The sequence below is a fragment of the Pseudomonas sp. WS 5010 genome (genome assembly GCF_012985565.1).
In the GTDB taxonomy this organism is placed as follows: Bacteria; Pseudomonadota; Gammaproteobacteria; order Pseudomonadales; family Pseudomonadaceae; genus Aquipseudomonas.
This window is the reverse complement of sequence record NZ_JAAQWQ010000005.1, coordinates 31,792-56,837: the sequence shown is the minus strand read 5'-3', so window position 1 is coordinate 56,837 and position 25,046 is coordinate 31,792. Positions and strand designations below refer to the sequence as shown.

Genomic DNA, 25,046 nt, shown 5'->3' with positions numbered 1-25,046 from the left:
TGCTTTCTTGCTCCTGTTTGGTGGAACTTAAACCTTTTTCGAAAGCCCAAACCGCGCACGCGGATGGCTGCTGTTTTCAAGCCCGAAGGGGAGAAAGCGGTACGGGTGTTGCAATACAAACCACACCCACTCAGGAATACGGCAAAGAGCCCAAGGCTCGGCGCCGAAGACTTCGGCATGGAAGCGGCGCGAACAGCTCCCTTCCTCCTGTCCCGAGGTTGTTATGCCAGGCCAAGGCCTGTTGTAAGTGCTTCAGGACGGAACGGTGGGCACCGTGATGGTGCCCAAATAAATATAGAATGTGGAGACAACCCCCCATGCAAACCGACACAACTCGCGAGAACCCGCAAGGCTCCGTGCCGCAGGGCGCTGATTCGAATATGGATCTGTCCGCCACCGCGCCCGGCCAATTGCGCGTGATCAAGCGTAACGGCGCTGTCGTTCCTTACACCGATGACAAAATCACCGTCGCCATCACCAAAGCGTTTCTTGCAGTTGAAGGCGGCACCGCTGCCGCTTCGTCGCGTATCCACGACACCGTTGCCCGCCTGACCGAACAAGTCACCGCGACCTTCAAGCGTCGCATGCCCTCGGGCGGCACCATTCACATCGAAGAAATCCAGGACCAGGTCGAACTGGCCCTGATGCGTGCCGGCGAGCAGAAAGTGGCCCGCGACTACGTGATCTACCGTGATTCGCGTGCCAAGGAACGTGCCGTACACGCACCGTCCGCCGAAGCCGTGCAAGCTCACCCGTCGATCCGCATCACCCTGGCTGATGGTTCGTTCGCGCCCCTGGACCTGGGCCGCCTGAACACCATCATCACCGAAGCCTGCGAAGGCCTGGAAGAAGTCGACGGCGACCTGATCCAGCGTGAAACCCTGAAGAACCTGTACGATGGCGTGGCCCTGACCGACGTCAACACCGCCCTGGTGATGACCGCCCGTACCCTGGTTGAGCGTGAGCCGAACTACTCGTTCGTCACCGCCCGCCTGTTGATGGACACCCTGCGTGCCGAAGGCCTGGGTTTCCTGAAAGTCGCCGAGAGCGCTACCCACCACGAAATGGCCGACCTGTACGCCAAGGCCCTGCCTGCCTACATCGCCAAGGGTATCGAGTTCGAATTGCTGAACCCGATCCTGGCCACCTTCGACCTGGAAAAACTCGGCAAGGCCATCAACCACGAGCGTGACCAACAGTTCACCTACCTGGGCCTGCAAACCCTGTACGACCGTTACTTCATCCACAAGGACGGGATCCGCTTCGAACTGCCGCAGGTGTTCTTCATGCGCGTGGCCATGGGCCTGGCGATCGAAGAGAAGAACAAAGAAGACCGTGCCATCGAGTTCTACAACCTGTTGTCGTCCTTCGACTACATGTCGTCGACCCCGACCCTGTTCAACGCCGGCACCCTGCGTCCACAGCTGTCGAGCTGCTACCTGACTACCGTGCCGGATGACCTGTCGGGCATCTACCACGCGATCCACGACAACGCCATGCTGTCCAAATTCGCCGGCGGCCTGGGCAATGACTGGACTCCGGTGCGTGCACTGGGTTCGTACATCAAGGGCACCAACGGCAAGTCCCAGGGCGTCGTGCCGTTCCTCAAAGTAGTGAACGACACCGCCGTCGCGGTAAACCAGGGCGGCAAGCGCAAAGGCGCAGTGTGTGCGTACCTGGAAACCTGGCACATGGACATTGAAGAGTTCATCGAGCTGCGCAAGAACACCGGTGATGATCGTCGTCGTACCCACGACATGAACACCGCCAACTGGATCCCTGACCTGTTCATGAAGCGCGTCTTCGATGACGGCCCGTGGACCCTGTTCTCGCCGTCCGAAGTACCAGACCTGCACGACCTGACCGGCAAGGCCTTTGAAGAGCGCTACGAGTACTACGAAGCCCTGTCCCAGTACCCAGGCAAGATCAAGCTGTTCAAGACCATCCAGGCCAAAGACCTGTGGCGCAAGATGCTGTCGATGCTGTTCGAAACCGGCCACCCATGGTTGACCTTCAAAGACCCGTGCAACCTGCGCAGCCCACAGCAGCACGTCGGCGTGGTCCACAGCTCGAACCTGTGCACCGAGATCACCTTGAACACCAACAAGGACGAGATCGCCGTTTGCAACCTGGGCTCGATCAACCTGCCGAACCACATCGTGGGCGGCAAGCTGGACACCGCCAAGCTGGAACGCACCGTCAACACCGCCGTACGCATGCTCGATAACGTTATCGACATCAACTACTACTCGGTGCCACAGGCGCAGAATTCCAACTTCAAGCACCGTCCGGTCGGCCTGGGGATCATGGGCTTCCAGGATGCTTTGTACCTGCAGCACATTCCCTACGGTTCGGACGCTGCGGTCGAATTCGCCGACAAGTCCATGGAAGCGGTCAGCTACTACGCGATCCAGGCTTCCTGCGACCTGGCCGACGAGCGCGGCGCCTACGAGACGTTCCAGGGTTCGCTGTGGTCCAAGGGCATCCTGCCGCTGGACTCGCAACAGATCCTGATCGAGCAGCGTGGCCAGAAGTACATCGACGTTGACCTCAACGAATCCCTGGACTGGGCGCCGGTACGTGCCCGTGTGCAGAAAGGTATTCGTAACTCCAACATCATGGCCATCGCACCGACCGCAACCATCGCCAACATCACTGGCGTATCGCAGTCGATCGAACCGACCTACCAGAACCTGTATGTGAAATCGAACCTGTCGGGCGAATTCACCGTGATCAACCCGTACCTGGTCCGCGACCTGAAAGCCCGCGGCCTGTGGGACTCGGTCATGATCAACGACCTGAAGTACTACGACGGTTCGGTGCAGCAGATCGAGCGCATCCCGCAAGAACTCAAGGAGCTCTACGCGACGGCCTTCGAAGTGGACACCAAGTGGATCGTTGACGCCGCCAGCCGTCGTCAGAAGTGGATCGACCAGGCCCAGTCCCTGAACCTGTACATCGCCGGCGCTTCGGGCAAGAAGCTCGACGTGACCTACCGCATGGCTTGGTACCGTGGCCTGAAAACCACCTACTACCTCCGTGCCCTGGCCGCGACCAGCACCGAGAAGTCGACCATCAACACCGGCAAGCTGAACGCTGTATCCAGCGGCAACCACGGTGATGATTCGGTGCTGGCTGCTCCAGCCGGTCCGGCGCCAGTGCCAAAGGCCTGCGCGATTGACGAGCCGGATTGCGAAGCTTGCCAATAAGCTGAGCCCGCCCTGGGGCTAACCCTCCAAGGCTGAAAAGCCCCCGATACACCCAAAGTGTATCGGGGGCTTTCTTTTGCCCGGAAAAACCCTCGTACGAGACTAGATCAACACGGTGGCTATACCCGATGCAGGCACACCGCCTCGCTGCCCCCACAGCTCAATGCGGCCGTTAATCACCGCCATCGAATGGCCGCCGTACTCCACCGTCCCGACCTTGCTGTTCCTCAAGTCGGCATCGGTCGCCTGCCTGTAAAGCCCCTTGAGCCCTATGCGGTCCAAACCCTCTCGCGAATACTCTCCATCGTTAAGGGTCTTGATGGCATCCTTGAAACTGCGCGCAGCCTTACCATCGTTGTTTTCCATCTGGGCCCGCTTGGCGCTCGCGGCAAATATGAAGTTGGCGGACGTTATCATCGAAGGATCATCTCCCTCGAATCGGGCCTCCTTTGCGGCCTCCTTGAATTCTTCCTTGGAAAAATGAACCTTGTATCCATCGCGCATCGTCACGTCATAGCCATCGCCCGCCCCTTTAACCTCCTTGAACACATCCGTAGGCTCCTTGCCATACCGCATCATGGCGGCCTTTATTGCGGAAACCGTCACACAATTGCCGTCAGGCCCTTGCTTGAAACCACTCCAGATATTGCCCGATTCTTTACCGGTTCCCGGCTTTTGACCGGGGTTGCTGTTATCAGGCTTGTAGTTGAAATAATTCCTCCCGTTGGTATAAGGCTTATCGGACATTTTTTCGGCAGGGCCAAACCCCGCAGGGTTCACTCTACCGCCGCCGCCACCGCCACCTCTTGGCGATGGCGGGCTGGGTGGCGCTACGTCATCACTGGGAAACCATTCGTCCAGCATCCGCTTGAGAAACTCGAGAAACTTGCTATCCGCGCTCTCGCCCAGCTTGTTTAGCGCCTCCTTGAATTTTTCGTCACCCATTTTCTGGCGCAGATCATTCAACTTGTCGCGCAGATCCTGCACCGTCTGAGTCTTGCCGGCTTGCTCGGCATCGAACAGTTGGCTGAGCAACGTCTTGACCGTCGACGCTTCGCCAGCAGGCCCAACGGCAGGCAACACCGTCGGTGCCGCAGCCGGTGTGAACATCACGCGCCCCGTACCTGGTGCAGACCACCCTAGACTCTCCATGCTCCGCCCTCCCAAGATTGGTGAGCCAACAGGGCTCTGGCCCCATCAGTGGCGAAGCAGGAGCGGAGTGTTCCTTCCCATGCATTTCAACGCGTTACCTGATGCTCTGCGCTGGGTTTTCCTACGCCCACAAAAAAGCCCCTCCTAGGAGGGGCTTCTTGTGCAGCACTAGCGCATCAGGTCATCTGAATGATGGTCTGCATGATGGTGCTCTGGGTGGAAATGGTCTTGGCGTTCGCCTGGTAGTTGCTCTGGGCCTTGATCAGGTCCACCAGCTCATTGGTCAGGTTGACGTTGGAGTTCTCCAGGGAGTTGGCCACGATCGAGCCCAGGGTCCCGGCTTCTGGTGCATCGTAGCCAGGCTGGCCAGAGGCGAAGGTTTCTTTCCAGGTGGTGCCACCTGCGGGCTGCAGGCCTTGCTCATTATTGAAGCTGGCCAGGGAGATCTGGCCGATGGCCTTGCTCTGCTGGTTGCTGAAGGTGGCGAACAGCACACCGCTGCCGTCGATTTTCAGCCCGGTGATTTCGCCGGTGGCATAGCCATCAGTGATCGGCGGGTTGCGGTAGCTGGCCGAGTTGTACTGAGTGATATCGGACATGTTGATCGCAATACCGCCCGGGTTGGCAGCAGCCCCGTTGTCAGGGTTCCACACGCCATTATCCATGACGCCCGGCTTCCAGTTGCTGATGGTCAGGGTGGTGTTGGATACGGTGCTTGGCGGAGTGACGATCCCCTTGAGCGTGCCTGATGTATCAAATGTCACCGTGGAGGCCACCGGCGCAACCGCACCTGTGCCCTTGACCGGCGTACCGTCAGGATTGCGTCCGTCGATCAGGGTGTAGGACTTCCAGGTATTGGAGCCGGTTTTCACCATGTACTGCACCATCTCATGGGCATTGCCTTGAGTGTCATACAAAGTGGTGCCGTACTGCTCGGTAAACGTGCTCGCTTCAGTCGGATCAAACGGGCTGGTCGTCTGGTCGATCACCGGCTTGGAGGAGTTCAGGTTGCTGCTGGAGTCAACCTTGGTCGACGCTTTGGGCGGCAAGTTGGACAGGTTGATCCGCAGGTCGGTCAGGCCGCTCTTGGAGATTTTGCCATCTTCATCGGCAGCGTAGCCCTGCAGGCGCGAGGTGCCGGTGTTGTTGGTGATGTAGCCGTCCTTGTTCGCCTGGAACGAGCCATTACGGGTGTACTCCAGCGAGCCGTCGCTGCCCTTCTGCACGAAGAAGCCGCCGCCCTGGATACCCATGTCCAACACGCCACCGCTGCCGTTGACTTCACCCTGGGTGAATTGTTGGGAGACCGCCGCCAGGTTAACGCCCGTGCCGATGGTTTTATTGCCAGTGCCCAAGCGGGACGCCGCATAAATGTCGCCGAACTCTGCGCGGGACGACTTGAAGCCAGTGGTCGCGACGTTGGCGATGTTGTTGCCGGTCACGTCCAGTTGTTTGTTGGCCGCATAGAGGCCGCTAAGGCCGATATTAAAAGACATGTTTCTCTCCTCTTGCCGTATCTAGCCGGCTCTATGTACCGATAGTCTGAATTTGCGACAGCTTGATGCTGCCCATGCCGCCAGAAAGATTGAGCAGCATTTCGCCGCCAGTCTGGCTCAAGGTCACGCTGGTGACCGTGGCCGGCAGCGAGGTTTTCAGGGCAACCGAATCACCAGCGTCATTCTTGGTGCTGGCCGCGAAGGTGTAGGTGCCGGAATCCAGCTGCTCGCCCGCCTCGTTCTTGCCGTCCCAGATAAAGTCCGACTTGCCGGCGCTCTGGGCGCCCAGATCGATGGTCTTGACCAGCTTGCCGTCCTTGTCGGTGACCTTGACGGTGACGTTGCCCACCGACGAACCCACGGCGACCGAGCCGGTGAAGCTCTTGCTGGTGTCGACCATGGCCTTGTTGGTTTCGATAATCACCGAACGCCCGACCAGCGACGAGGCTTGCAGCGCCTGCGACGATTTGTAGTTGCCGGTGATGGTGTTCACCGAGTCGTTCAGGGTGTTGATGCCTTCCAGGCTGCTGAACTGCGCCAGTTGCGCGACGAACGCGCCGTTGTCCTGGGGCGACAGCGGGTTCTGGTTCTTGAGCTGGGTAACCAGCAGTTGCAGAAACGCATCCTTGCCCAGGGACTGGTTGCCCGAGGCCGCCTTGGCCGTGTCGGCCAGGTTGCCCTGGGTGGACTTGGCATCCTTGACCTTGGAGTCGAACAGACTCTGGATCGTCGACTGATTCGACACATCGTTAGTGACAGACATGCTTTAGCGCCCCTTATCACTGACCGAGGGTCAGGACCTTCTGCATCATGGCTTTGGCGGTGTTCATCATTTCCGCGTTGGTCTGGAACGAGCGACTGGCGGAAATCATGTCAGCCATTTCCTCGACCACGTTGACGTTGGGGTAGTACACGTAGCCCTTTTCGTTCGCGGCAGGATGATTGGGCTCGTAGCGCGCTTCGAGGTTGCTCTGGTCTTCGACCACCCCCAGCACCTGGACGCCCTGGCCGGCAGCATCCTGGCTCTGGAACAACGAATCGCTGCCGCCGTTCTGACCGGCCTGGAACATGGTGGCGAACACCGGGTGCCGGGCGCGGTAGGTCTGGTCGATGCTCGACGACACTGTCTCGGCGTTGGCAATGTTACTGGCGACCGTGTTCAGACGCGTGGTCTGGGCGCTCATGCCACTACCGGCAATATTGAAAACACTGGATAGAGACATGGCTTACTCTCCGCGCAGGGCTGACATCAGCCCTTTGAATTTGCTGTTGAGCAGGGTGAAGCTGGCCTGGAAGTTCACCGAGTTCTCGGCGTAGTTCGATTGCTCCAGCTGCGCATCGACGGTGTTCTGGTCGATCGACGGCTGCATCGGCGTGCGATACATCAGCGACTCATCGCCACTGCTCAGGCCCTGGGCTTCGATATGACGGTTATTGGTCATGTTCAAGGCGAAGGAGCCGTTCTTGGTCTTGTCGCTCTGTGCGGCGAGCACGGCGGCAAAGTCCAGGTCCCGAGCCTTGTAGTTCGGGGTATCGGCGTTGGCGATGTTGTTAGCCAGGACTTCGGCACGCTGGGCGCGGAAGCCCAGGGCTTGTTCGTGGATACCGAGCGCTTTATCGAAGCTGATGCTCATGGCGGAAACCTTTAGGGGCTGACCTGCTTTTCGTAACAGGGTTATAGCAAGCCCCATGCCAGGTTTATCAACCCCAATAAATCAAGGGGTTAGGCAGGCATTGCCGGCGGCAATGGCGCAAAAGCGGCAACGCTTTTCCGCGAAACGTCAGGAAAGCGGCAATGGGCATTGCCGTTTAAAGAAAGCGGCAGGAGCCGGATTGCCGGTTCCTGCGGAGGTGGCCTGGAGGAGTGCCATCAAGTCAGAACCAATACGTTCTCTTTCCATTCGTGCCCCCTGCCATCGGAAATCTTGCCCGCCGTGGCTCGCTGTCCCACTTTGCCCCAGCGCTCCTCCATTCCCCCAATTACCGCCATCGAGTGCGCGGTACCGGCACCGCCCACATCCTTGTCTATCGTACCCACCATGCCACTTTGCAAGTCGCGCAAAGTCCCCTGCCTGACATGATCCTTCAGGCCCAACCGGACAAACACATCCTTGGTGTACTCACCGTTTTTAAGGGAGTCCAAGGCCTTGGCATAGCTGTGCCCTGATCCTTCGTGGTTTTCGTTCTGCGCCCGCTTGGCACTGACGGCGTATATAAAGCTGGCGTCCTTGATCATCGCGGGATCACTTCCTTTGAGCCCGGCGTGCTGGGTGGCCTGTTGCAGTTCCTGCCGGGTCAAATCCACGGTTTTCCCATCCCGCATGGTGACATGGTAGCCATTGGCGGTTTTCTTCACGTCCTTGAAGATATCGGTCGGTTTCTGGCCAAAACGCTGCATTGAGGCCTTGATGGCTGAAATAGTGGCGCAGTTGCCGTTTTCACTCTGGAAAAAACCGCCAAAAATATCCGCGGTTTTTCTCCCCGGCGTCGCGCTATTGGAAGGAAAAAAATTGTTGTGAGCCAGGGCAGAGTTACCGCCGGATGGATAAGCGCCATAATTGAAAGGCTGGCTCGAAGCCCTGGGATTACCCGAGACAAAATTCATACCCGGCGGCCTGGGGCCATGGGCGCCAAATACAGGCCTTGAACCTGCCTGCCCTCTTCCCGCCAAGGGATCATCGATACGCTGCTGTTCAACTGAAGAATCGAATGCAAACCGTGCGCCTTGCGGACCGTACCCTGATGAAACGTTTCCCATACACCCTCCTTCTGGTGAGCGCGACGAAGAGTCAATCCCACCGTCGCAAACACGACTTTTCGTATTGGGCGGGCTGAATTTGCCCACCCAATGCTGGGTGGTGAGTAAGGAAACATCAGTTCCAGCAGGGTACGCCCCAGGATCGCCGGACAAAAAAAAGGAGCCCCTGGGGGCTCCCTTTTGCGTCGGCTCGGCTCAAGCCATCACTTGGCCTGGTAGATAATGCCTGGGCTGCACTGCACCATCTGATAATGATCCGGCAAACCGTTCAGCGCCTCGGACGCGCCGAGGAATAAATAGCCACCGCGCTTGAGCGTACCGTGGATGCGCAGCAGGATGTCCTTCTTCACTTCAGCCGAGAAGTAGATCAAGACGTTGCGGCAAAACACGATGTCGAACTTGCCAAGGCTGGCGTAGCTGTCCAGCAGGTTGAACGAGCGGAACTCCACCCGGCTCTTGATCGGCGCCTTGACCGCCCAGCGCCCGGCGCCCTTGGGGTCGAAGTAACGCTGCAGGCGCTCCGGGGACAGGCCGCGGCCCAGGGCCAGGCTGTCGTATTCGCCGGTCTTGCAGTTGGTCAGCATGGTGCCGGACAGGTCAGTGGCAACAATTTGCACCCCGGCCTTCAACTGGCCCATGTTGGTCCGTTCGAACTCATCGATGGACATCGACAGCGAATAGGGTTCCTGCCCAGACGAACACGCCGCCGACCAGATGCGCAAGCGCTGGCCAGGGCTAGCCTTGATGGCCTCGGGCAATACCTTGTTCTTGAGCACCTCGAAGGGGTAGGTGTCACGAAACCACAGGGTTTCGTTGGTAGTCATGGCATCGACCACCATCTCCTTGAGCCCGCTGCGCGGTTGGCCCTGGATGCGCTGTACCAACTCGCCCAGGGACTTGATGCCCTGCTGCTCCATCAATTTGTTGAGACGGCTTGATACCAGGTATTGCTTGTTTTCACCGAGCAATATGCCACAGGCTTTTTCCAGGAAGACCCGGAACTGTTCGAAATCCAAATTACCCGTAGACAATGAAACCGCCTCTTAACTCGTGTGACCGCCAGGGAGAAAGCCCCTAGCCGTGATCTGCAGATTTGATCCGTTCAACGACCCGGGATGCCAGGTCATCAGGACGGAATTTGGCCAGGAAGTCATCGGCACCGACCTTCTTGACCATTGCCTGGTTGAATACACCGGACAATGAAGTATGCAGGATGATATGCAATTTTTGCATGCGTGGGTCGTTGCGTATCTCGGCCGTGAGGGTGTAGCCGTCCATTTCCGGCATCTCGATGTCGGAAATCATCATCAGGAATTCTTCTTCCGGCTTCTTGCCTTCATCCACCAGCTTGCGCAGGTAGTCCAGCGCCTGGCGGCCGTCATTGAGCGCCACCACTTCGACACCGACGGTCTGCAGGCACCGGGACACCTGCTTGCGCGCCACCGACGAGTCATCCACCGTCAACACCCGCAGGGACACGGCCTTCTGCTGGGTCTGCTCATCCACTACACCCACCGAAATATGCTCCGACGTCGGCGCCACTTCCGCGAGGATCTTCTCCACGTCGATGATTTCCACCAACTGGTTATCGACCCGCGTCACTGCCGTGAGGTAGTGGTCGCGCCCGGTGCCCTTGGGTGGTGGATGGATCTCTTCCCAGTTCATGTTGACGATACGTTCCACCGAGCGCACCAGGAAACCCTGGGTCTTGGTGTTGTACTCGGTGATGATCACAAACGGGTTCTCGCGATCCTGCAAACCGGCAGAACCGGTGGCCATCGCCAGGTCAAGAATCGGAATCGTCGAGCCACGGATGTTGGCCACGCCACACACCACCGGGTTGGACTTGGGCATTATGGTGAGCTTGGGGCATTGCAGCACCTCCCGCACCTTGAAGACGTTGATGCCATATAGCTGCTTGCCATCGAGTCGAAACAGCAACAACTCCAGGCGATTCTGCCCTACCAGCTGTGTGCGCTGGTTCACTGAATCCATTACACCCGCCATGCCCAGACTCCTACGCTACAAAACTTACGGGTACGACGCGCCCCCAACACGAAACGGCACGCGCTTTGCTTTTTATTGGCCATGGACATCAAAACGACAGTTTCCCGACGCCTTCGCTCGCCACAGTACCGCAGATTACTCTGCGCCTGGATGGCGTTGCTTGCCTTGGGCGCAGGCCACCAGGCCCACGCCGACAACGTCACCTTGCCTGATCTGCTTATCGGCGTCACTCAAGGCTTTCTTGAGTTCACTGTAGAAGATTATCTGGCGAGCACCCAGACACCGGGCCGTTATGAAATCCAGGTCAACCAACTGGACCCGCGTTTGCGCATGCCCATGTGCGACAAGGAATTGACAGGCTCCCTGGAAAGCCCAGCCCAGCCCATTGGTCGCGTGACCGTGCGCGTGCGCTGCGACGGCAGTTCGCCCTGGACCGTGTTCGTGCCGGCCCAGGTCCGGTTGTTTCGTGACGTAGTGACCGTTACTCGCCCGCTCAAGCGTACCGGCATCATCGGCTTTGAAGACGTGGCCCTGCGCGAGCGGGACATCAGCCAGATCAGCCAGGGCTACCTCACCTCCGTGGACCAGGCGGTCGGGCAGAAACTGACCCGACCAATGGTAACCGACCAGGTCATCACCCTGGTTCACCTGGAACAGGCAGAAGTGGTGCGCAAAGGTGACCAGGTGGTGATATCCGCCAGCAGTGGCGGCCTGAACGTGAAAATGCCGGGAGAAGCCCTGGCCAATGGCGGGATGAGCGAACAGATTCGCGTGAAGAACCTCAACTCCAAGCGCGTGATCAAGGCCCGGGTAACAGCGCCTGGCCAGGTGGAGGTCGCACTATAGATCACTGGCGTGGGACGCTGGCTTTTCCTACACTGTGCCGAGATCACGCTGTGCACAGGTTTATTGTCGATCGAGCCTAAAGTTTGTCCGGGTATGGCCGAAAACATGGCAAGCGTCCAAATACCCAGAGGTTTTTTAACATGGTCATTGATTTCAGCCGATTGAACAGCGCCCAGGCAACGCCCGGCGGCACGCGTACCAACGCGGCCAAGGACAGCGTTGAAGCCAAGGCCCCGGCACTGCCCGCCAAGGCAGAACAAACCGCTTCGACCCAAAGTGGCGAATCGGTGCATTTGAGCAACGAGGCTCAACAGTTGCAGAAGATCACGGACTCGCTGCGCGATCAGCCAGTTGTCAATAAAGCCCGCGTGGCCGAGTTGAAACAGGCGATTGCCGATGGCAGCTATCAGATCGACAACGACCGTTTAGCCGGCAAAATCATCAAAGCCGAGCGCTAGGCCAAGGCCTGCGCCAGGCTTTTGGACGCTTAAAACCCAAGGCCAGCCATGCACGACGAAAATTTGCTGCACCTGATCACTGAAGACCTGGCTCCCGCGCAACACCTGCTGGAGCTGCTTCAAGACGAATTCGTGGCCCTGTGCGGCCGCGATATGCGCCTGCTGGAAGATATACTGGCACGCAAGCAATCGTTGATCATCCTGCTTGAACAACACGGCCAGAAACGCAGCCAGATCCTGCTCAGCCTGGGCCTGCCCGCTGATCACAGCGGCCTGGAGCAGTTGGCCAGCCACTCGTCGGTCGGCGACCAGTTGCTGGCCAAGAGCGCAGCGCTCAATGAGTTGTTGATCAACTGCCAGCAAGCCAATGTGCTCAATGGCCAGTCGATCCAACTGCAGCAAGCCACCACCGCCAACCAGCTGCGCATCCTCCATGGCGGCGAACCTCCAGCACTGTATAACGCCCAGGGCTCCACCTCACGGCTGGTCAAGCCCAGCACCCTCAGCCAAGCCTGACGCCGGTTTATTGCGCGCCCTATCAAGGCGTGCCACATGCTGGCAAAATGCCGGTTCTTGCGTGTAGTCGTATTTTGTCTGGAGATGGAAGAACCGTGTTCAACACCCTTAGCGCGGAAGATGCTCCGCAGCCCCCCAAGGTCCTCACCACCCCTCTGGAAATTGCCAGCACCCTGCGGCTGCTGCAAGAGAGCCACGACCCGCTGATCATCACCTTCCACGAACGCAACCAGCGCTTCCAAAGCTACCTGGTGGATGTCGACAAGGACAGCAAGACCCTGAGCCTGGACGAAATGATCCCGCCCGAAGGTGAACGCTATCTGGAGAATGGCGAAGCATTTCGTATCGAAGGCTTTCACGAAGGCGTGCGCGTGGCCTGGGACAGCAATGGCCCGCTGACCATCGGTGCAAAGGACGGCCACCGCATCTATAAAGGCAGCCTGCCAGAAGAAGTGGTCTACCATCAGCGCCGCAATGCCTTTCGCGCGGCATTGAAACTGGCGCAACTGGTGAATATCGAACTGGGTGGCGAGAAACTCAAGGCGCCTATCAGTGGCAAGCTGCTGGATATCTCCGCCACCGGCTGCAAGCTGCGCTTTGAAGGTGATATCTCCGAGCGCCTGCAACTAGGCCAGGTCTACGACCGTTTTATCGCCGCCCTGCCCTTCGGCAGCATGACCACGGCGGTGGAGCTGCGCTACCTGCACTTCGAAGAAAGGATCAACACCACCTTTGCCGGTGTGCGCTTTCACAACATGAGCGGCCTGGTGCAGCGCCAGGTTGAGCGGTTTGTCTACCAACTGCAGCGCGAGGCGCGACGGTTCGATAAAGACGACGACATGTAAGCGCCAAACCACAGGCACAAAAAAACGGGCAGCTCCTTTGGGAACTGCCCGTTTTTTGTTTCAGGGACGGGCCCGGCTCAGGTCATGCGGGTGTTCATCCGGGTCAGGATGCTCCGGCGGCTCGGGCTCGGGCTGCGGCTCCATCTCCGGCTCTGCGTCGGGCGCAGGCTCTGGCGCGGCGGTTTGCATCTGGTCCTGGACCACCTGCTCATCCACCCGCGGGTCGAGGGCTGCCACCAATGGCGAACTGGACATGCTGTCGGGCATGGCCACGTGGTGCAACGGCGCGTCGTCCACCTGATGCAGGTTGGTCACAGCCTTGGGGCGAATACGCCAGACCAGGATCAATGCGCACAGGCTGAAGAAGGCATAGAGCATCTGGTTGCCAAACAGCTTCATCACCACGCCGGCCAGCAACGGCCCGATACTCGCGCCCACCCCGTAGGTCACCAGCAACATCGCGGTGAGCGACACTCGGCGATCACCTTCGACATGGTCATTGGAAAATGCCACGGCCAGCGGATAGAGGCAGAACTGCACCAACGAACACAGGAACCCGGCGATAAACAGCACTTCCAGCGGCACCTGGGTCATGATCGCCAGCGGCAATGCCGCCACCGCCAGGCACAGGGCGAAACAGCGAATCAACAAGGCGCGGTCATAGCGATCGGACAGCCAGCCCAGCGGCCACTGCACCAACAGGCCGGCAAAAATGCAGCTACCCATGAACAGGCCGACCTGTTCGGTGCTCAAGCCCTGTTGGGCCGCGTACAGCGGCGCCAGGCCGTAGAAGGACCCGACGATCAGGCCCGCCCCCAGCACCGTACTCAAAGACTGCGGCACACGCTTGATAAAAAAGCGCGGCTCCATCGGCGCCGGATGCAAGGGCGCGGGGTGAATACGCCGGGTCATGGCGACCGGCACCAGGCACAGGGCAAAACACAGCGCCACCAGCATCAGCAACTCAAGCCCCAATTGGGGGTGCATGACCAGAATCAGTTGGCCCAGCACCAGGCCCAGGTACGACGCGATCATATAGCCGCTGAACACCACGCCACGCTGCTTGGCATCCGCCTGCTCGTTGAGCCAGCTCTCGATCACCATGTACTGGCACATCATGCCGAGGCCGACGATTATCCGTAGCACGATCCAGGCCGGCAGCCAGTCCACCAGGCCATGGCCCAGCACCGCCGCACCGACAATCCCGGCACAGGTGGCATAGGCCCGAATATGACCAACGCGGGCGATCAGGCGATGCCCGATCTTGCCACCCAGCACCAGGCCAAAATAGTTGGCCGCCATCAGCGCACCGACCCATAGGCTGTCGACGTTATCCGCCGCCAGGCGCAAGGCCAGGTAAGTACTGAGCAGGCCGGAGCCGATCAGCATCATCAAGGAGGCGAAATAAAGGGCTCGAAAAGATTTCCAGATCTGGCGCATCGGCGTTCCGAGCGGCTCCTTGCAGTGGGTGTCAGGCAATTCGCACTAGCCTGAGGGCGAAGCGTCGTTAAGCCCAGGCACCCAACTACACAGGCACCCAGGGGCATTTTGATCCAGCAAGCGGCACAACCTCGGGATCACCGAAGCATGCAGCCTTCGATGAACTTGGCACCCAACAGTTCCTTCGCTGTTCAGCTACGTGTCAGACGCATCCAGACCGGGGGCGAGGTACAAGGTTTTAACAATATATCTCGCCAGCCAGCCCAAAGGCACTGGCCAAGCGGCCAAGAAAACAGCCGCCCATAAAAAAAACCCGCCAGCAAAATCTGATCGGGGTTTTTCAGCGTCTCGGCCAGGGTGGAGGCGAGACTGCAAATGGTGTCCCAGGGCCGGTTCGAACGGCCAACCTTCCCCTTAGGAGGGTCAAAAATACCACTTACAAATCATACACTTACCAGTTAAATCAAGGACTTAGCGTATGGTTGTGTCCGGCTGTTCTGGCTGATATTGTGCTTTCTGCTGGTACATTGCTGGTACGGACATGAAAGCCAAGATCACCCAGAAGCTAATCAACAGCCTCAAGCCTGAGGAAAAGCACTATCGGGTGTTCGATACCGATCAGCCTGGTTTCTTCATCAGGGTACAGCCAACCGGCCATATGGCCTACATGGTTTCGTGGGCGCGCAACCGGGAGCGCTCTCTGGGCCGTGTCGGCACCCTCACGCTCGCCCAGGCAAGAACCGAGGCTGCCCGATACCTCGCGGACGCTCATGAGCATGGCGAGCCCCTGGCGGTCACCCGCGATAGACGGGGTTCATCCACCCCCAGCCTGCGCGAGTTCGTAGACGATACCTATTTGCCCTGGTTCAAGGCGCATAACAAGGGGTATGCAAAAACATTGCACACCCTGGATAACAATTTCGAATCGATCATGAGCCAGCGCCTGGACGCCATCACCGGCCGCGATCTGGAGTCGCTGCGCACCGCCTGGCTCACCGCCGGCAACAAGCCCTCGACCGTCAATCGCAAGATGGGCACCATAAGCGGCGTGCTCTCCCGGGCGGTTGACTGGGAGTACCTACCCTCCTCACCCCTGGATAAGATCAAGCCGCTGAAAGTCGACACCAAGGGCCAGGTGCGTTACTTGTCGAAAGATGAAACCCGCAACTTGAGAAACGCCCTTGAAGTCCGGGAACATCGCGCCTGCCTTGAGCGCGACAGTGCAAACAAATGGCGCACCGATCGCAATAGAGTCCTTTTCTCGGACCTGAAAGAACTTGCATTCACCGACCACTTAAAGCCAATGGTTTTGGTATCGCTCAATACTGGAATGAGGCGTGGCGAACTGTTCGGCCTTACTTGGTCAATGGTCAACTTCCATAACAAGACAATCACCGTGGGCGGTGACACAGCGAAGACTTCCGAAACTCGCCATATACCGATGAACGCCGAAACCTTCAACACGTTGAAGGCATGGAAAGATCAAATCGGAGAAACAGCCTTTGTATTCCCTGGCCTGGAGGGCAGCCGGATGGAGGACGTTAAAAGCGCTTGGCTCAAGCTACTGAAAGAGGCGTGCATCAAGGGCTTCCGCTGGCATGACATGCGTCACGACTTCGCTTCACGCCTGGTGATGGCTGGGGTTCCGCTCAACACCGTCCGGGACCTGCTGGGGCACACCGACATCAAGATGACGCTACGCTATGCCCACTTGGCGCCTGACGTTAAAGCGGCGGCTGTAGATCTTCTTCTTTGAACTTCGCAGTCTTAGGGTCTATTTTCATCAGTATGGTTTTCAAGCTGTCAGTGAGAGCCCTTAACGCCTGATTTTCATTACGAAGGGATTCATTCTCCCGCTCAACATCCTGATAGTAACCGCCCTCCTCAATCGCCTGCGCCTTGCGCTCTTCAAGCTCCTTGGGAGTTGGAAGCCCAACATCCTCCCAGGTCACTTGCACTATTTTTCCTGATTCGCTAACTCGCCGCGTGAGTTCTGGCCAATATTTAGTGATCACTTCAAGGCGTGCGTTTTTCCACGGACTGGCATCGACTACAACCAGAGGAGTGAACCGCCAAAATGGAGGAGACAAGCGGAGAGATTCCCACAACAGGCTTTCTTCAAATGTTAGGAGGCTGGGGAACTCAAACGCCAGCCGAACAAGGCGAATCGCATCATCTGGTGACCACAACCTATCCTTAACCGCCTCAATTACGCTTTCTGGCTTTGGAAGTTCGGGGGCGCTCCGGCCGGCCACCATGAAGTCAGTAGGCATATGAACCTCTGCCAATGACTTCTCGACAGACCACTCAACCACACCTGTGACTGTGCGCTTTTGTATGCGAGCCGCAATATCGATCGCATATTTTATAGCCGGATCTACCCGAAGCGAAACGCTCACCGTGGAGCTCTGATCGGTTGTTTTTCTTGGCCTAGCCACTGACACACTCCTCCTAGATTTCCGCAAATACTCTACGCGAACGCAAACGCTGTCAATCGTCCGGTTTTGTGCAGCTTTTGCTTGCACGCTATCAAATTGCGTTTTAAAGTCGCTTTGCCTGGACAAATCAATCACCAGCCAGGCGGAGAAAACCCATGACCCAATCCCAAACAGTGGCGCCGCTTTCCGTAGGCCCCGAAACCGCTGCAAACATGACCGGTCACACCCGATCCGGCATCTACACCGCCATCGCCGCCGGCGAATTGAAGGCGTTCAAGCTCGGCAAGCGCCGCCTGATTCTCGTCAAAGAATTGGAGTGCTGGATCAACAGAATGGCGAAAGAAGGTGCCCGATGAGCAAGCAGGATCGCGCCCTTGAGGCGCAAGCCCGTGAGGTGGCAGTGCGGCACGGCTGCATTGCCGTCCGCTCTACCAAACGGCTGCCGGTGAACGGTGGTGGCGGGTTTCAGGTTGTAGACGCGGAGACGTGTTTCGTCAAAGCAGGTCAGCGCTTCGATCTGAGCGCTGAGCAGGTAATCCAATTTTTCGAGGGTAATCCAGCATGAACAGAAACATTGCAAGAGCCGTCGCGAGAGGTGACGCCGATCTGATGAACAGCGCAGGCATATTCGCAAAAGTCCTCAGCGACCTGTTCCAGGAAAACTGGATGGCAAAACACGCCGATGAGCCAGAGTTCCTCAATGAGTTTCGAATGGATGGCTTGATGATGGGCCTGAAGATCGTGGCCGGCGAGCTGTGCTCACGCAGCGAGTGGCTGAATGAGAAAGTCGATAAGGAGGAAGCCGAGGAAGAGAAGTTGGCCCAGGCAGCGTTGGCGCGCCGCCAGGGTCGTGACGATCACCGGGAAAGCAATGTCGGGACAGAGTGTGGCACGCAGCGCGCAGCCTGACAATCCTCTGACCTCAAGCAAGGGGGTAACGAAACGCTACCCCCTTTGCGCCTGACTGTGAGCCGCTGAATGGAATGCCTAGCCACAAAACTACTGAGCCGTGGAGACACGATGAGCATTGAGCTTGGGCAGCTCGCCATTCAACCGGCGAGCGGCAAGCCCGTACCGCCGGAGTGGATCAGTACCAACCGGGCCAGAATTTGCCGTGAAGTGCTTATGTCGGTGGGCCTGGATGCTTTCGAGTACGTCGGCTATTCGACTGGGCACTACGGAAAAACCCGAAGTTCTGGAATCACACTTCAGTTTGTCTCGATGCTGTCCGGCCAATCTGTCTATGCCGTGTTCAACGCCGACCTGACACGTCAGCGGAACACCGCTACGGCAAAGGCTGGCGCCCTGCTACCAAAGGGGCAATTCCGCATCGGCAAGCGCAGCAGCTTTTACAAGTTCTGGATTGCGACCGGCCTGCCTTTTCCTCGGCGGCTGGCGGCAATGCACGATTACATGGGGAAGCTGCGTAGCGTCCTGGTCACTGGATCAGCAACTGATGACCGTTTCAAAGTCGGCAGCCTGGTGCCTGTAAGTCTGACTGCAGAGCAATTCAGAGCAGCCGTTTTCCCGGACAACATCCGGACAATTTCCGGACAAGCGCCGGACAACTCCCGGACAAAAGTTCCGGACAAGGAAATGCCTACAGACCACGAGCCACAAGGGTTACAGCCGATTTCAACTACGGGCGCTTCAAACTACGGAAACAAGGTAATAAGGGAGGAAGGTTACAAGACCTTTCCTTACACCCCTATAGATACCCATAAGCCTCCTCAAGATCAAAGTGTCGATGAGTGGCTTGAGGCGTACAGCTCGACCTGAGATGTCACGAAAACCCGTTGCATCTGAGACGCCCCCACTTTTGGGGACATCTCCTGAAAACTCAGGGCATCTAGATACCCGTAAATCCGGGTATCTACCCCGTCGAAATGGCGGGTCAGGTAATACGGGATTTTCCCGTATCTAGATCGGAAAGGCCCGGGTGATGGGGTCGTGAAGTGCTACCCCGTCCTGGGCACTTCTGGATTTGAGATCCGGAAGGGGTCTCCTCAGTTTTGAGGACACCCCAGCTTGGTCAGATTTGAAACGCGGGCAAGTCGATCACTACGAAAGTTTCGTAGTACCCCACTACCCGAAAAGTGTAGTGCGTCCGAAATTCGGACGCGCTCAAAAGAACGCGAAACGTCTTTTTGGCTGTGTCGACGAAATTCGTCGGAACAAACCTCCACATGGATTCGAGATCCAGATGGCTCAGATCGGGATCATCCCCCGCTGGGGTAACACCCTTCGGCGCAGGAAGTTAACTCCCTCAATTTGAGGAAGTCCCAGAGGTCGGATTTGAAATCGCACCCCTGACCAATCTCCTCAAGTTGAGGAAATTAACTCCCACCATTGGTGGAAGACCCAAACCCCCAATGGGGGCTGAACAATGCTCATCGGAGTTTTTATGAATATGCGAAACAGCTACCCATACACCCACAGACCGGCATTCCCGACCGACCTTGCCGTAAAGATCGCCCGCAAGGCTTCGATCATGGCCAGTAGGCTTGAGGAGCAGGCGACCAGGGCCATGGTGCGTGATGCGCAGCGCGCCCTGGATCGCGGCGTGCCGGCGGACACCATCGCCCGAGAGATGGGACTGCCCGCCGGCCCTGCCACCCAGGGGGAGGATCAAAACTCGGGGGACTCTGAGAGCTAGACCGTCCCCTTGGCCTTTTTCACACGCCCGCGTAATTAAAAGTTCAGGAGTGGATCGCCCGCCTCTCCGGTGACCGAGATAATGAGCGGAGATTTAGCGATAATTACTCGATAATTTAATATTGCCCTCTCTGGATCGGTGTGCTTTGATGCACACACCGACGAAGGAATCCAAACCCATGAAAGACAAACTGACCGCAGGGCGTGAAGGCAAAAACCTGATGCCATCCAAAGCCGACCAACGTGCCTATCTGAAAACGATCCGTGACGCTGCTGACGGCGGCGACATCCTGGCCATGGCTGCAATCCTTGGCCTGGCTCGCCTTGATGACTTGCTGAAAGCCGAACGCCCGCAATCTGTGAGCGGTTGGGTTGGCGATGCTACCGACCCTGGCGAACAGATCCGCGCCACCATCCGGGCAAATGCCCCCGACTCCAAACAACTCCCGGAAAACCAGTAATGAGCAGCCCCCGTGAGGCCATCAAATCGGTGCGCGACTACGAGAAGTTTTTGCGCTCCAGGGGGTTCAGCTTGAGCGAGGCCAAGCGCCTTGCCGGGGCTTACAAGGCGATTGAAAACAACGGTGGTGCGGGAGGGAATGCAGGGCGCTAAGGCCGTCCGAAAGCTGTTTGCTGGCCCGCACCGGGTGATTACCAGCACGCAGCAAGCCTAGGAATAACGACATTGGTTCGAGTCGCCGAAGAACAATCGATCCAGGCCACTGGGGTGTCAGCGAGACGTTGTGGCCTAAACCCCTTTTCGACGGATGTGCAGCGGCGAGAGGTCGCGAATCACCGGCCCGCTGGCGGCGAGATGCCAACACCAGCACCGGTACGTCAAGCACCCACTAATTTCGAAAAGGGATACAACCATGGCTGTTGAAGTCAAAGACGTACAAGAAGTCGCCGAAGCGCTGGGCAAGAAGTTCGACGACTTCAAAGAGAAAAACACCGACCGCCTCGACCTCATCGAAAAAGAGGTTGAGGGTATGGCGCTTGCGCACAAGCGCCCGAGCGGTGGGGGCGCCAACGCCACCGACGCCAAGGGTAAGGCTGCCTTGGGGGAGTACATCAAAAGCGGCGACGACAGTGGGCTTATCGAGCTGCAAGGTAAGTCCATGTCTGTCGGTTCCGACCCTGATGGTGGCTTTGCCGTACCTGAATACCTCGACCGTGAAGTCGAGACCCTGGAGCTGGAAGCATCGGCCATCTTGCGCCTGGCCCGCACCGTGACCACCACCGGCCCAAGCTACAAGAAGATCACCAACCTGCGCGGCACCACCTCGGGCTGGGTTGGTGAGACCGATGAACGTCCAGAGACCGGTACGCCTAAGCTGGCAAGCATTGAGATTCATGTGGGTGAGTTGTATGCCAACCCCAAGCTGACCCAGGGCATGATCGATGACGCCATGTTCGACGCCGAGGGGTTCATCACCACTGAGGTGGGCGAGGAGTTCTCTGATCAGTTGGCCACCGCCCTGTTCACTGGCAACGGCGTCAACAAGCCCAAAGGCATCCTGTCCAAGACCATCACTGCCGAGCCAGACAGTGAGCGCGCATTCGGCAGCCTCCAGTTCGTGGAGACCGGTGCCGCCGCCATCACCTTCGACGATCTGAAGAACCTGAAAGCATCACTGCGTGCCAAGTACCGCACTGGTGCCGCCTGGATCATGAACGACACCACCGCCCTGGTGCTGAGCAAGATCAAGGATGCTGACGGGCGATACATCTGGCGTGATGCCGTGACCGAAGGCGACCCTGACACACTGCTGGGCTACCGAGTGGAGATCGACGAGAACGCCCCGGACATCTCCCCAGGTGCTTACCCTGTCCTGTTCGGTAACTTCATGCGCGGTTACTACATCGTCCGCCGCACTGCTCGCCGGCTGTTGCGTGATCCGTACACCAGCAAGCCTTACGTCAACTTCTACACGACTGAACGTGTCGGCGGTGACGTGGTGAACAGCCAGTGCATCAAGCTGCTGAAGGTCAAGGCGGCGTAACAGGAAGGCAAACCGACAAGCCCCGAGCCGAGCAATCAGCCGGGGCTTTTTGTTGGATCGGAGACGAGTGCCAGGGGGGAGGTCGAAAGTCAGGGAATCGTCCAAGTAGGACCGCCCTCGACCCTCTTTACGCATAAAGCCAGAATTGAAACCTTTTTTTCGGCGGTAAATAGCGATGGCAGATACTGACATCCAGGGAATGCTGGTTCGCATTGAAGCGACGACACAACAGCTACGCATGGAACTGAACCGCGCAGATAGCGCAGTCGCCGGCGCAAGCAAGAAGATTGATGGCAACCTGGGTGTGGTTGATCGCGCCTTTAACAGAATGGGCATATCGGCGGAGCAGGCGGGCAAGATCGCGGGTACAGCGGTCGCCAGCCTAGTAACTGGTGCCGCCGCTGCCGGTGCCGCCTCCCTTGCAATGCTCAAGCAGACAGCAGAAGCCACAGCGGAGACGCAGCGCTGGGCCAAGTCGCTGGGCATGAACACTCGATCACTCCAGGAATGGCAGTACGCCGCCGAGCGTGCGGGCCTATCCGGCGACAACATGGCCGATATCTTCAAGGACATTGGAGACAAGATCGGGGACGTGCTGATCACCAACGGCGGCGAGGCGGTGGACGCGCTGAACAAGCTGGGCCTGTCGGCCAAGGCCCTGGCCCAGCTCACGCCAGACCAGCAACTGCTGGCTATCGCCAAGGGATTGGAGAGCGTCGGCACCCAGGCGGAAAAGATCAACATCCTGGAGAGCCTCGGCAACGATCTGTCGCGGATGCTGCCACTGCTGGACAACAACGCCGAAGGGTTCCGCAAGCTGGCCAAGCAGGCCGGCGACTACGGCATTGCGATGGATCAGAAGCAGATCGATGCGCTGACCAAGACCTATGACCTGTTGAAGGACATGGAAGACCAAGCCAGGGGCCTTAAAAACGAGTTTGCCGCGGGCCTGGCCAGCGTTGATATCAGCCCGTTGCAAGACTCGATGGACTCGCTACACGCCATCGTCACCGACCCCGAGTTTCAGCAGGGCATGACCGACCTGGCGGCAATGGTGCTCAAGATAACGGGGGCCGCCGCCCAGGGCATAGCCCGCCTGCCGGCGGATGTACAGAGCCTGATCAACCAGTACCAGGTGCTCAAGGCTTCGGCGTTCGGATCCGACAAGGACCGCCACCTGGCCGGCGTTGCCAAGCAACAGGAGCTGGTCGACAACCTGGCCGCGTACAACAACGCCTCTGGACCAATGGGCAAGTTTGCTACCGACCCGTCGCTGTACATTGGTGACGCGCTGCTGAACAAGGACTGGAAGGCCGCCCAGCGTGACGCCGAGGCGAAGCTGGATCAGTACAAGCGCTACACCAAGCAAATGGGGTGGGATGACGGCAAGTCGGACACTCCAGAGACGCCGGCGACCACACTGCCGACCACCAGCATCACCGGCCTACTCGGCAAGAACGGCCCGGATAAAGCCGCCGAGGCAGCACAGAAGACGCTGGACAACGCATTCAAGACGACTGAGGAAGGCTATAAGCGTCAGATTGCACTGATCAACACCACGGGCGACAAGCAGAAAGACGCCACCGAGGTCATGAAGCTGTCGTTTGAGCTGCAGGAGGGGAAACTCGGCAACCTGAGCGAAGCACGCAAAAAAGAGCTCATGGGGATGGCCGCCGAGCTGGACAAGCTCAAAGAGATTCAGAAAGCCAATGAGGACGCCCTCAAGCTGTCGGCTTTCAAGAGCGCCCAGGACGTTGGCACCCAGACGATCAAGGACGGTTTCAACCAAGAGCTGTCCGGGATCGGTATGGGCGACAAGGCCCGCGACCGGATGCGCGCCGACCTGGCACTGCAACAGAAATACGCGGCGGACGTGGCCAACCTCAACGAGCAGGTCCAGGCCAACAACATCAGCGAAGAGATGGCCAAGAAACAGACGGCGATTCTCAAGGCCGCCCTCGATGAGCGCATTGGCTACCAGCACCAGTATTACGCGATGGTCGATGAGGCCCAGGTCAACTGGATGAACGGGGTGAACGAAGCCTGGGCGAACTACGCCGATGCGGCGCGGGATTACTCGACGCAGGCCGCAGACCTCACCAACACCGCGCTGGGCGGTGCAACCAGCGGGCTTGGCACGTTCTTCTCGGACGTTGCCAGCGGCGCCGAGGACGCGGGAGACGCCTTTGGCGATATGGTGGGCAACTTCGCCAAGTCGATGCTCAACGCACTCAGTGACATGGCCGCCCAGTGGCTGATCTACCAGGGCGTGCAACTGCTGGTGGGCAAGACCACCCAGGCCAGCGCCGCCGGCACCCTCGGCGCGAACGCTCAGGCCATGTCCCTGACAGCGGGGCTAAATGCCTACGCCGCTACTGCCGGCATTCCCATCATTGGCCCGGCAGCAGCTCCAGCGGCAATGGCCACTGCAATGGCTGTCACCGGGCCGCTTGCCTCGGCGGTGGGTATGACTGCGCTGGCGGGCATGGCCCACGATGGTATCGACTCGGTACCCAAGGACGGCACCTGGTTCCTGCAAGAGGGCGAGCGCGTGACGACTGCCCAGACCAGCGCCAAGCTCGACGCCATGCTATCCAGGATCGATAACGGCCTGAACAATGCCCAGCCCTATGCGCAGATCGGCCCGGGGAGCCTGGAGGCCAGCAGCGACGGCAGACCGGCAATGATTGGCGCGGCCCAGGGTTCGGGCGGGTCAACTTCGGTCAGCATCCCTGTCGTGGTCAACGTCCAGGCCCAACCCGGGGCGACGAAGGAAGACACCCAAATGACGGGCTCTGTGATCGCCGATATGGTCGAAAGCAAGGTGCGCCAGGGAATACAGCGCGAGATGGGCCAGGGCGGACTGTTGTGGAGGCGTGGTTGATGGATCAGGACATGAGAGGCGAGCTTGCCAAGGCACTGGCGGCACAGATCAGCAAGACCCTATCAGGCCAGCTTTGTACGGGCACTGGTAAGCAAATGCGGGAGCGAAACGCGGAGATGACTCGCATCCTGGCCCGCGTCACCGCCGTGGTGCTGCACGAAGGCCCGGCAGATACCGATCTGCTGTTTCGGATACGGAGGTATGAGGCAGAGATGGGCCAGTGGGCGGAGGATATCCCGGCGCCGCTGCTGGCGGTGAAGTAATCCGCGCCACGTTTTGCGAATCACGAAAACGTGGCGCGGAATTCAAATTTGTCAGCCGGACAGAATTAAAAAGGCC

General features: G+C 58.5%; 26 protein-coding genes. 16 read left to right on the top strand and 10 right to left on the bottom strand.

Annotation, left to right across the window (positions count from 1 at the left end; translation table 11 throughout):
* The first annotated feature begins 317 nt into the window (after positions 1–317).
* The gene (locus HBO11_RS17030) at positions 318–3,209 is read left to right on the top strand and encodes a ribonucleoside-diphosphate reductase subunit alpha (RefSeq protein ID WP_169955181.1); all 2,892 of its coding nucleotides are present in this window, start codon (positions 318–320) and stop codon (positions 3,207–3,209) included.
* 102 nt (positions 3,210–3,311) lie between these two features.
* Here HBO11_RS17030 and HBO11_RS17025 read toward each other — a convergent pair whose 3' ends face one another.
* The 8 genes from HBO11_RS17025 to HBO11_RS16990 all read right to left on the bottom strand — a co-directional run bounded on the left by HBO11_RS17025 (position 3,312) and on the right by HBO11_RS16990 (position 10,622).
* Positions 3,312–4,319: a hypothetical protein gene (locus HBO11_RS17025; RefSeq protein ID WP_169955261.1), complete on the bottom strand. Its 1,008-nt coding sequence runs from the start codon at positions 4,317–4,319 to the stop codon at positions 3,312–3,314.
* Between the two features lie 218 nt (positions 4,320–4,537).
* Positions 4,538–5,857, bottom strand: a complete 1,320-nt coding sequence (flgE, locus tag HBO11_RS17020) for a flagellar hook protein FlgE (RefSeq protein ID WP_169955180.1) — start codon at positions 5,855–5,857, stop codon at positions 4,538–4,540.
* A gap of 31 nt (positions 5,858–5,888) precedes the next feature.
* The gene (flgD, locus tag HBO11_RS17015; protein WP_169955179.1) at positions 5,889–6,620 is read right to left on the bottom strand and encodes a flagellar hook assembly protein FlgD; all 732 of its coding nucleotides are present in this window, start codon (positions 6,618–6,620) and stop codon (positions 5,889–5,891) included.
* A 16-nt stretch (positions 6,621–6,636) separates the two neighbouring features.
* Positions 6,637–7,080, bottom strand: a complete 444-nt coding sequence (flgC, locus tag HBO11_RS17010; RefSeq protein ID WP_169955178.1) for a flagellar basal body rod protein FlgC — start codon at positions 7,078–7,080, stop codon at positions 6,637–6,639.
* Between the two features lie 3 nt (positions 7,081–7,083).
* The gene (flgB, locus tag HBO11_RS17005) at positions 7,084–7,491 is read right to left on the bottom strand and encodes a flagellar basal body rod protein FlgB (RefSeq protein ID WP_057439685.1); all 408 of its coding nucleotides are present in this window, start codon (positions 7,489–7,491) and stop codon (positions 7,084–7,086) included.
* A gap of 236 nt (positions 7,492–7,727) precedes the next feature.
* On the bottom strand, positions 7,728–8,615 hold the full coding sequence (locus HBO11_RS17000) for a hypothetical protein (protein WP_169955177.1): 888 nt from the start codon (positions 8,613–8,615) through the stop codon (positions 7,728–7,730).
* A 203-nt stretch (positions 8,616–8,818) separates the two neighbouring features.
* Positions 8,819–9,646, bottom strand: a complete 828-nt coding sequence (cheR, locus tag HBO11_RS16995; protein WP_057439687.1) for a protein-glutamate O-methyltransferase CheR — start codon at positions 9,644–9,646, stop codon at positions 8,819–8,821.
* Between the two features lie 43 nt (positions 9,647–9,689).
* Complete coding sequence (locus HBO11_RS16990) at positions 9,690–10,622, bottom strand: chemotaxis protein CheV (RefSeq protein ID WP_169955176.1); 933 nt, start codon at positions 10,620–10,622, stop codon at positions 9,690–9,692.
* Positions 10,623–10,703: 81 nt separating this feature from the next.
* On the opposite strand from HBO11_RS16990, the gene flgA reads away from it, so the two are divergent.
* From flgA to HBO11_RS16970, 4 genes are all read left to right on the top strand, one after another.
* Positions 10,704–11,468, top strand: a complete 765-nt coding sequence (gene flgA / locus HBO11_RS16985) for a flagellar basal body P-ring formation chaperone FlgA (RefSeq protein ID WP_169955175.1) — start codon at positions 10,704–10,706, stop codon at positions 11,466–11,468.
* Between the two features lie 140 nt (positions 11,469–11,608).
* On the top strand, positions 11,609–11,926 hold the full coding sequence (flgM, locus tag HBO11_RS16980) for a flagellar biosynthesis anti-sigma factor FlgM (RefSeq protein WP_057960432.1): 318 nt from the start codon (positions 11,609–11,611) through the stop codon (positions 11,924–11,926).
* A 48-nt stretch (positions 11,927–11,974) separates the two neighbouring features.
* Positions 11,975–12,442, top strand: a complete 468-nt coding sequence (locus HBO11_RS16975) for a flagellar protein FlgN (protein WP_169955174.1) — start codon at positions 11,975–11,977, stop codon at positions 12,440–12,442.
* 95 nt (positions 12,443–12,537) lie between these two features.
* Complete coding sequence (locus HBO11_RS16970; protein WP_169955173.1) at positions 12,538–13,287, top strand: flagellar brake protein; 750 nt, start codon at positions 12,538–12,540, stop codon at positions 13,285–13,287.
* Positions 13,288–13,347: 60 nt separating this feature from the next.
* Here the strand turns inward: HBO11_RS16970 and HBO11_RS16965 are convergent, their stop codons facing one another.
* Positions 13,348–14,727: an MFS transporter gene (locus tag HBO11_RS16965; RefSeq protein WP_169955172.1), complete on the bottom strand. Its 1,380-nt coding sequence runs from the start codon at positions 14,725–14,727 to the stop codon at positions 13,348–13,350.
* Between the two features lie 541 nt (positions 14,728–15,268).
* Between HBO11_RS16965 and HBO11_RS16960 the strand changes: the two genes are divergently transcribed.
* A complete protein-coding gene (locus HBO11_RS16960) occupies positions 15,269–16,483 on the top strand; it encodes a tyrosine-type recombinase/integrase (RefSeq protein ID WP_170058935.1) in 1,215 nt (404 codons plus the stop codon).
* Here HBO11_RS16960 and HBO11_RS16955 read toward each other — a convergent pair.
* Positions 16,452–17,126 carry a hypothetical protein gene (locus HBO11_RS16955; protein WP_346266877.1) on the bottom strand — a complete coding sequence of 225 codons (675 nt, stop codon included), beginning with the start codon at positions 17,124–17,126 and terminating at the stop codon, positions 16,452–16,454. The genes HBO11_RS16960 and HBO11_RS16955 overlap by 32 nt on opposite strands.
* Positions 17,127–17,320: 194 nt before the next feature.
* Here HBO11_RS16955 and HBO11_RS16950 point away from each other — a divergent pair, with 194 nt between their 5' ends.
* The 10 genes from HBO11_RS16950 to HBO11_RS16905 all read left to right on the top strand — a co-directional run bounded on the left by HBO11_RS16950 (position 17,321) and on the right by HBO11_RS16905 (position 24,970).
* Positions 17,321–17,521, top strand: a complete 201-nt coding sequence (locus HBO11_RS16950) for a helix-turn-helix domain-containing protein (RefSeq protein WP_170058934.1) — start codon at positions 17,321–17,323, stop codon at positions 17,519–17,521.
* Positions 17,518–17,730 carry a hypothetical protein gene (locus HBO11_RS16945; RefSeq protein WP_060772693.1) on the top strand — a complete coding sequence of 71 codons (213 nt, stop codon included), beginning with the start codon at positions 17,518–17,520 and terminating at the stop codon, positions 17,728–17,730. Before HBO11_RS16950 ends, HBO11_RS16945 begins: the two co-directional genes overlap by 4 nt.
* Positions 17,731–17,774: 44 nt before the next feature.
* Positions 17,775–18,074: a hypothetical protein gene (locus tag HBO11_RS16940; protein WP_262381067.1), complete on the top strand. Its 300-nt coding sequence runs from the start codon at positions 17,775–17,777 to the stop codon at positions 18,072–18,074.
* Positions 18,075–18,185: 111 nt separating this feature from the next.
* A complete protein-coding gene (locus HBO11_RS16935) occupies positions 18,186–18,944 on the top strand; it encodes a hypothetical protein (RefSeq protein WP_262381066.1) in 759 nt (252 codons plus the stop codon).
* Between the two features lie 625 nt (positions 18,945–19,569).
* Positions 19,570–19,821: a hypothetical protein gene (locus tag HBO11_RS16930; protein WP_262381065.1), complete on the top strand. Its 252-nt coding sequence runs from the start codon at positions 19,570–19,572 to the stop codon at positions 19,819–19,821.
* A 178-nt stretch (positions 19,822–19,999) separates the two neighbouring features.
* Positions 20,000–20,281 (top strand): hypothetical protein, encoded by a 282-nt coding sequence (locus tag HBO11_RS16925; RefSeq protein ID WP_170058931.1) that lies wholly within the window; start codon positions 20,000–20,002, stop codon positions 20,279–20,281.
* Complete coding sequence (locus HBO11_RS16920; RefSeq protein ID WP_157717963.1) at positions 20,281–20,433, top strand: hypothetical protein; 153 nt, start codon at positions 20,281–20,283, stop codon at positions 20,431–20,433. Before HBO11_RS16925 ends, HBO11_RS16920 begins: the two co-directional genes overlap by 1 nt.
* 259 nt (positions 20,434–20,692) lie before the next feature.
* Positions 20,693–21,823: a phage major capsid protein gene (locus tag HBO11_RS16915; RefSeq protein ID WP_060772697.1), complete on the top strand. Its 1,131-nt coding sequence runs from the start codon at positions 20,693–20,695 to the stop codon at positions 21,821–21,823.
* Positions 21,824–21,998: 175 nt separating this feature from the next.
* On the top strand, positions 21,999–24,707 hold the full coding sequence (locus HBO11_RS16910; RefSeq protein WP_222936234.1) for a phage tail tape measure C-terminal domain-containing protein: 2,709 nt from the start codon (positions 21,999–22,001) through the stop codon (positions 24,705–24,707).
* Positions 24,707–24,970: a hypothetical protein gene (locus HBO11_RS16905; protein WP_170058930.1), complete on the top strand. Its 264-nt coding sequence runs from the start codon at positions 24,707–24,709 to the stop codon at positions 24,968–24,970. Before HBO11_RS16910 ends, HBO11_RS16905 begins: the two co-directional genes overlap by 1 nt.
* Positions 24,971–25,046 lie beyond the last annotated feature (76 nt).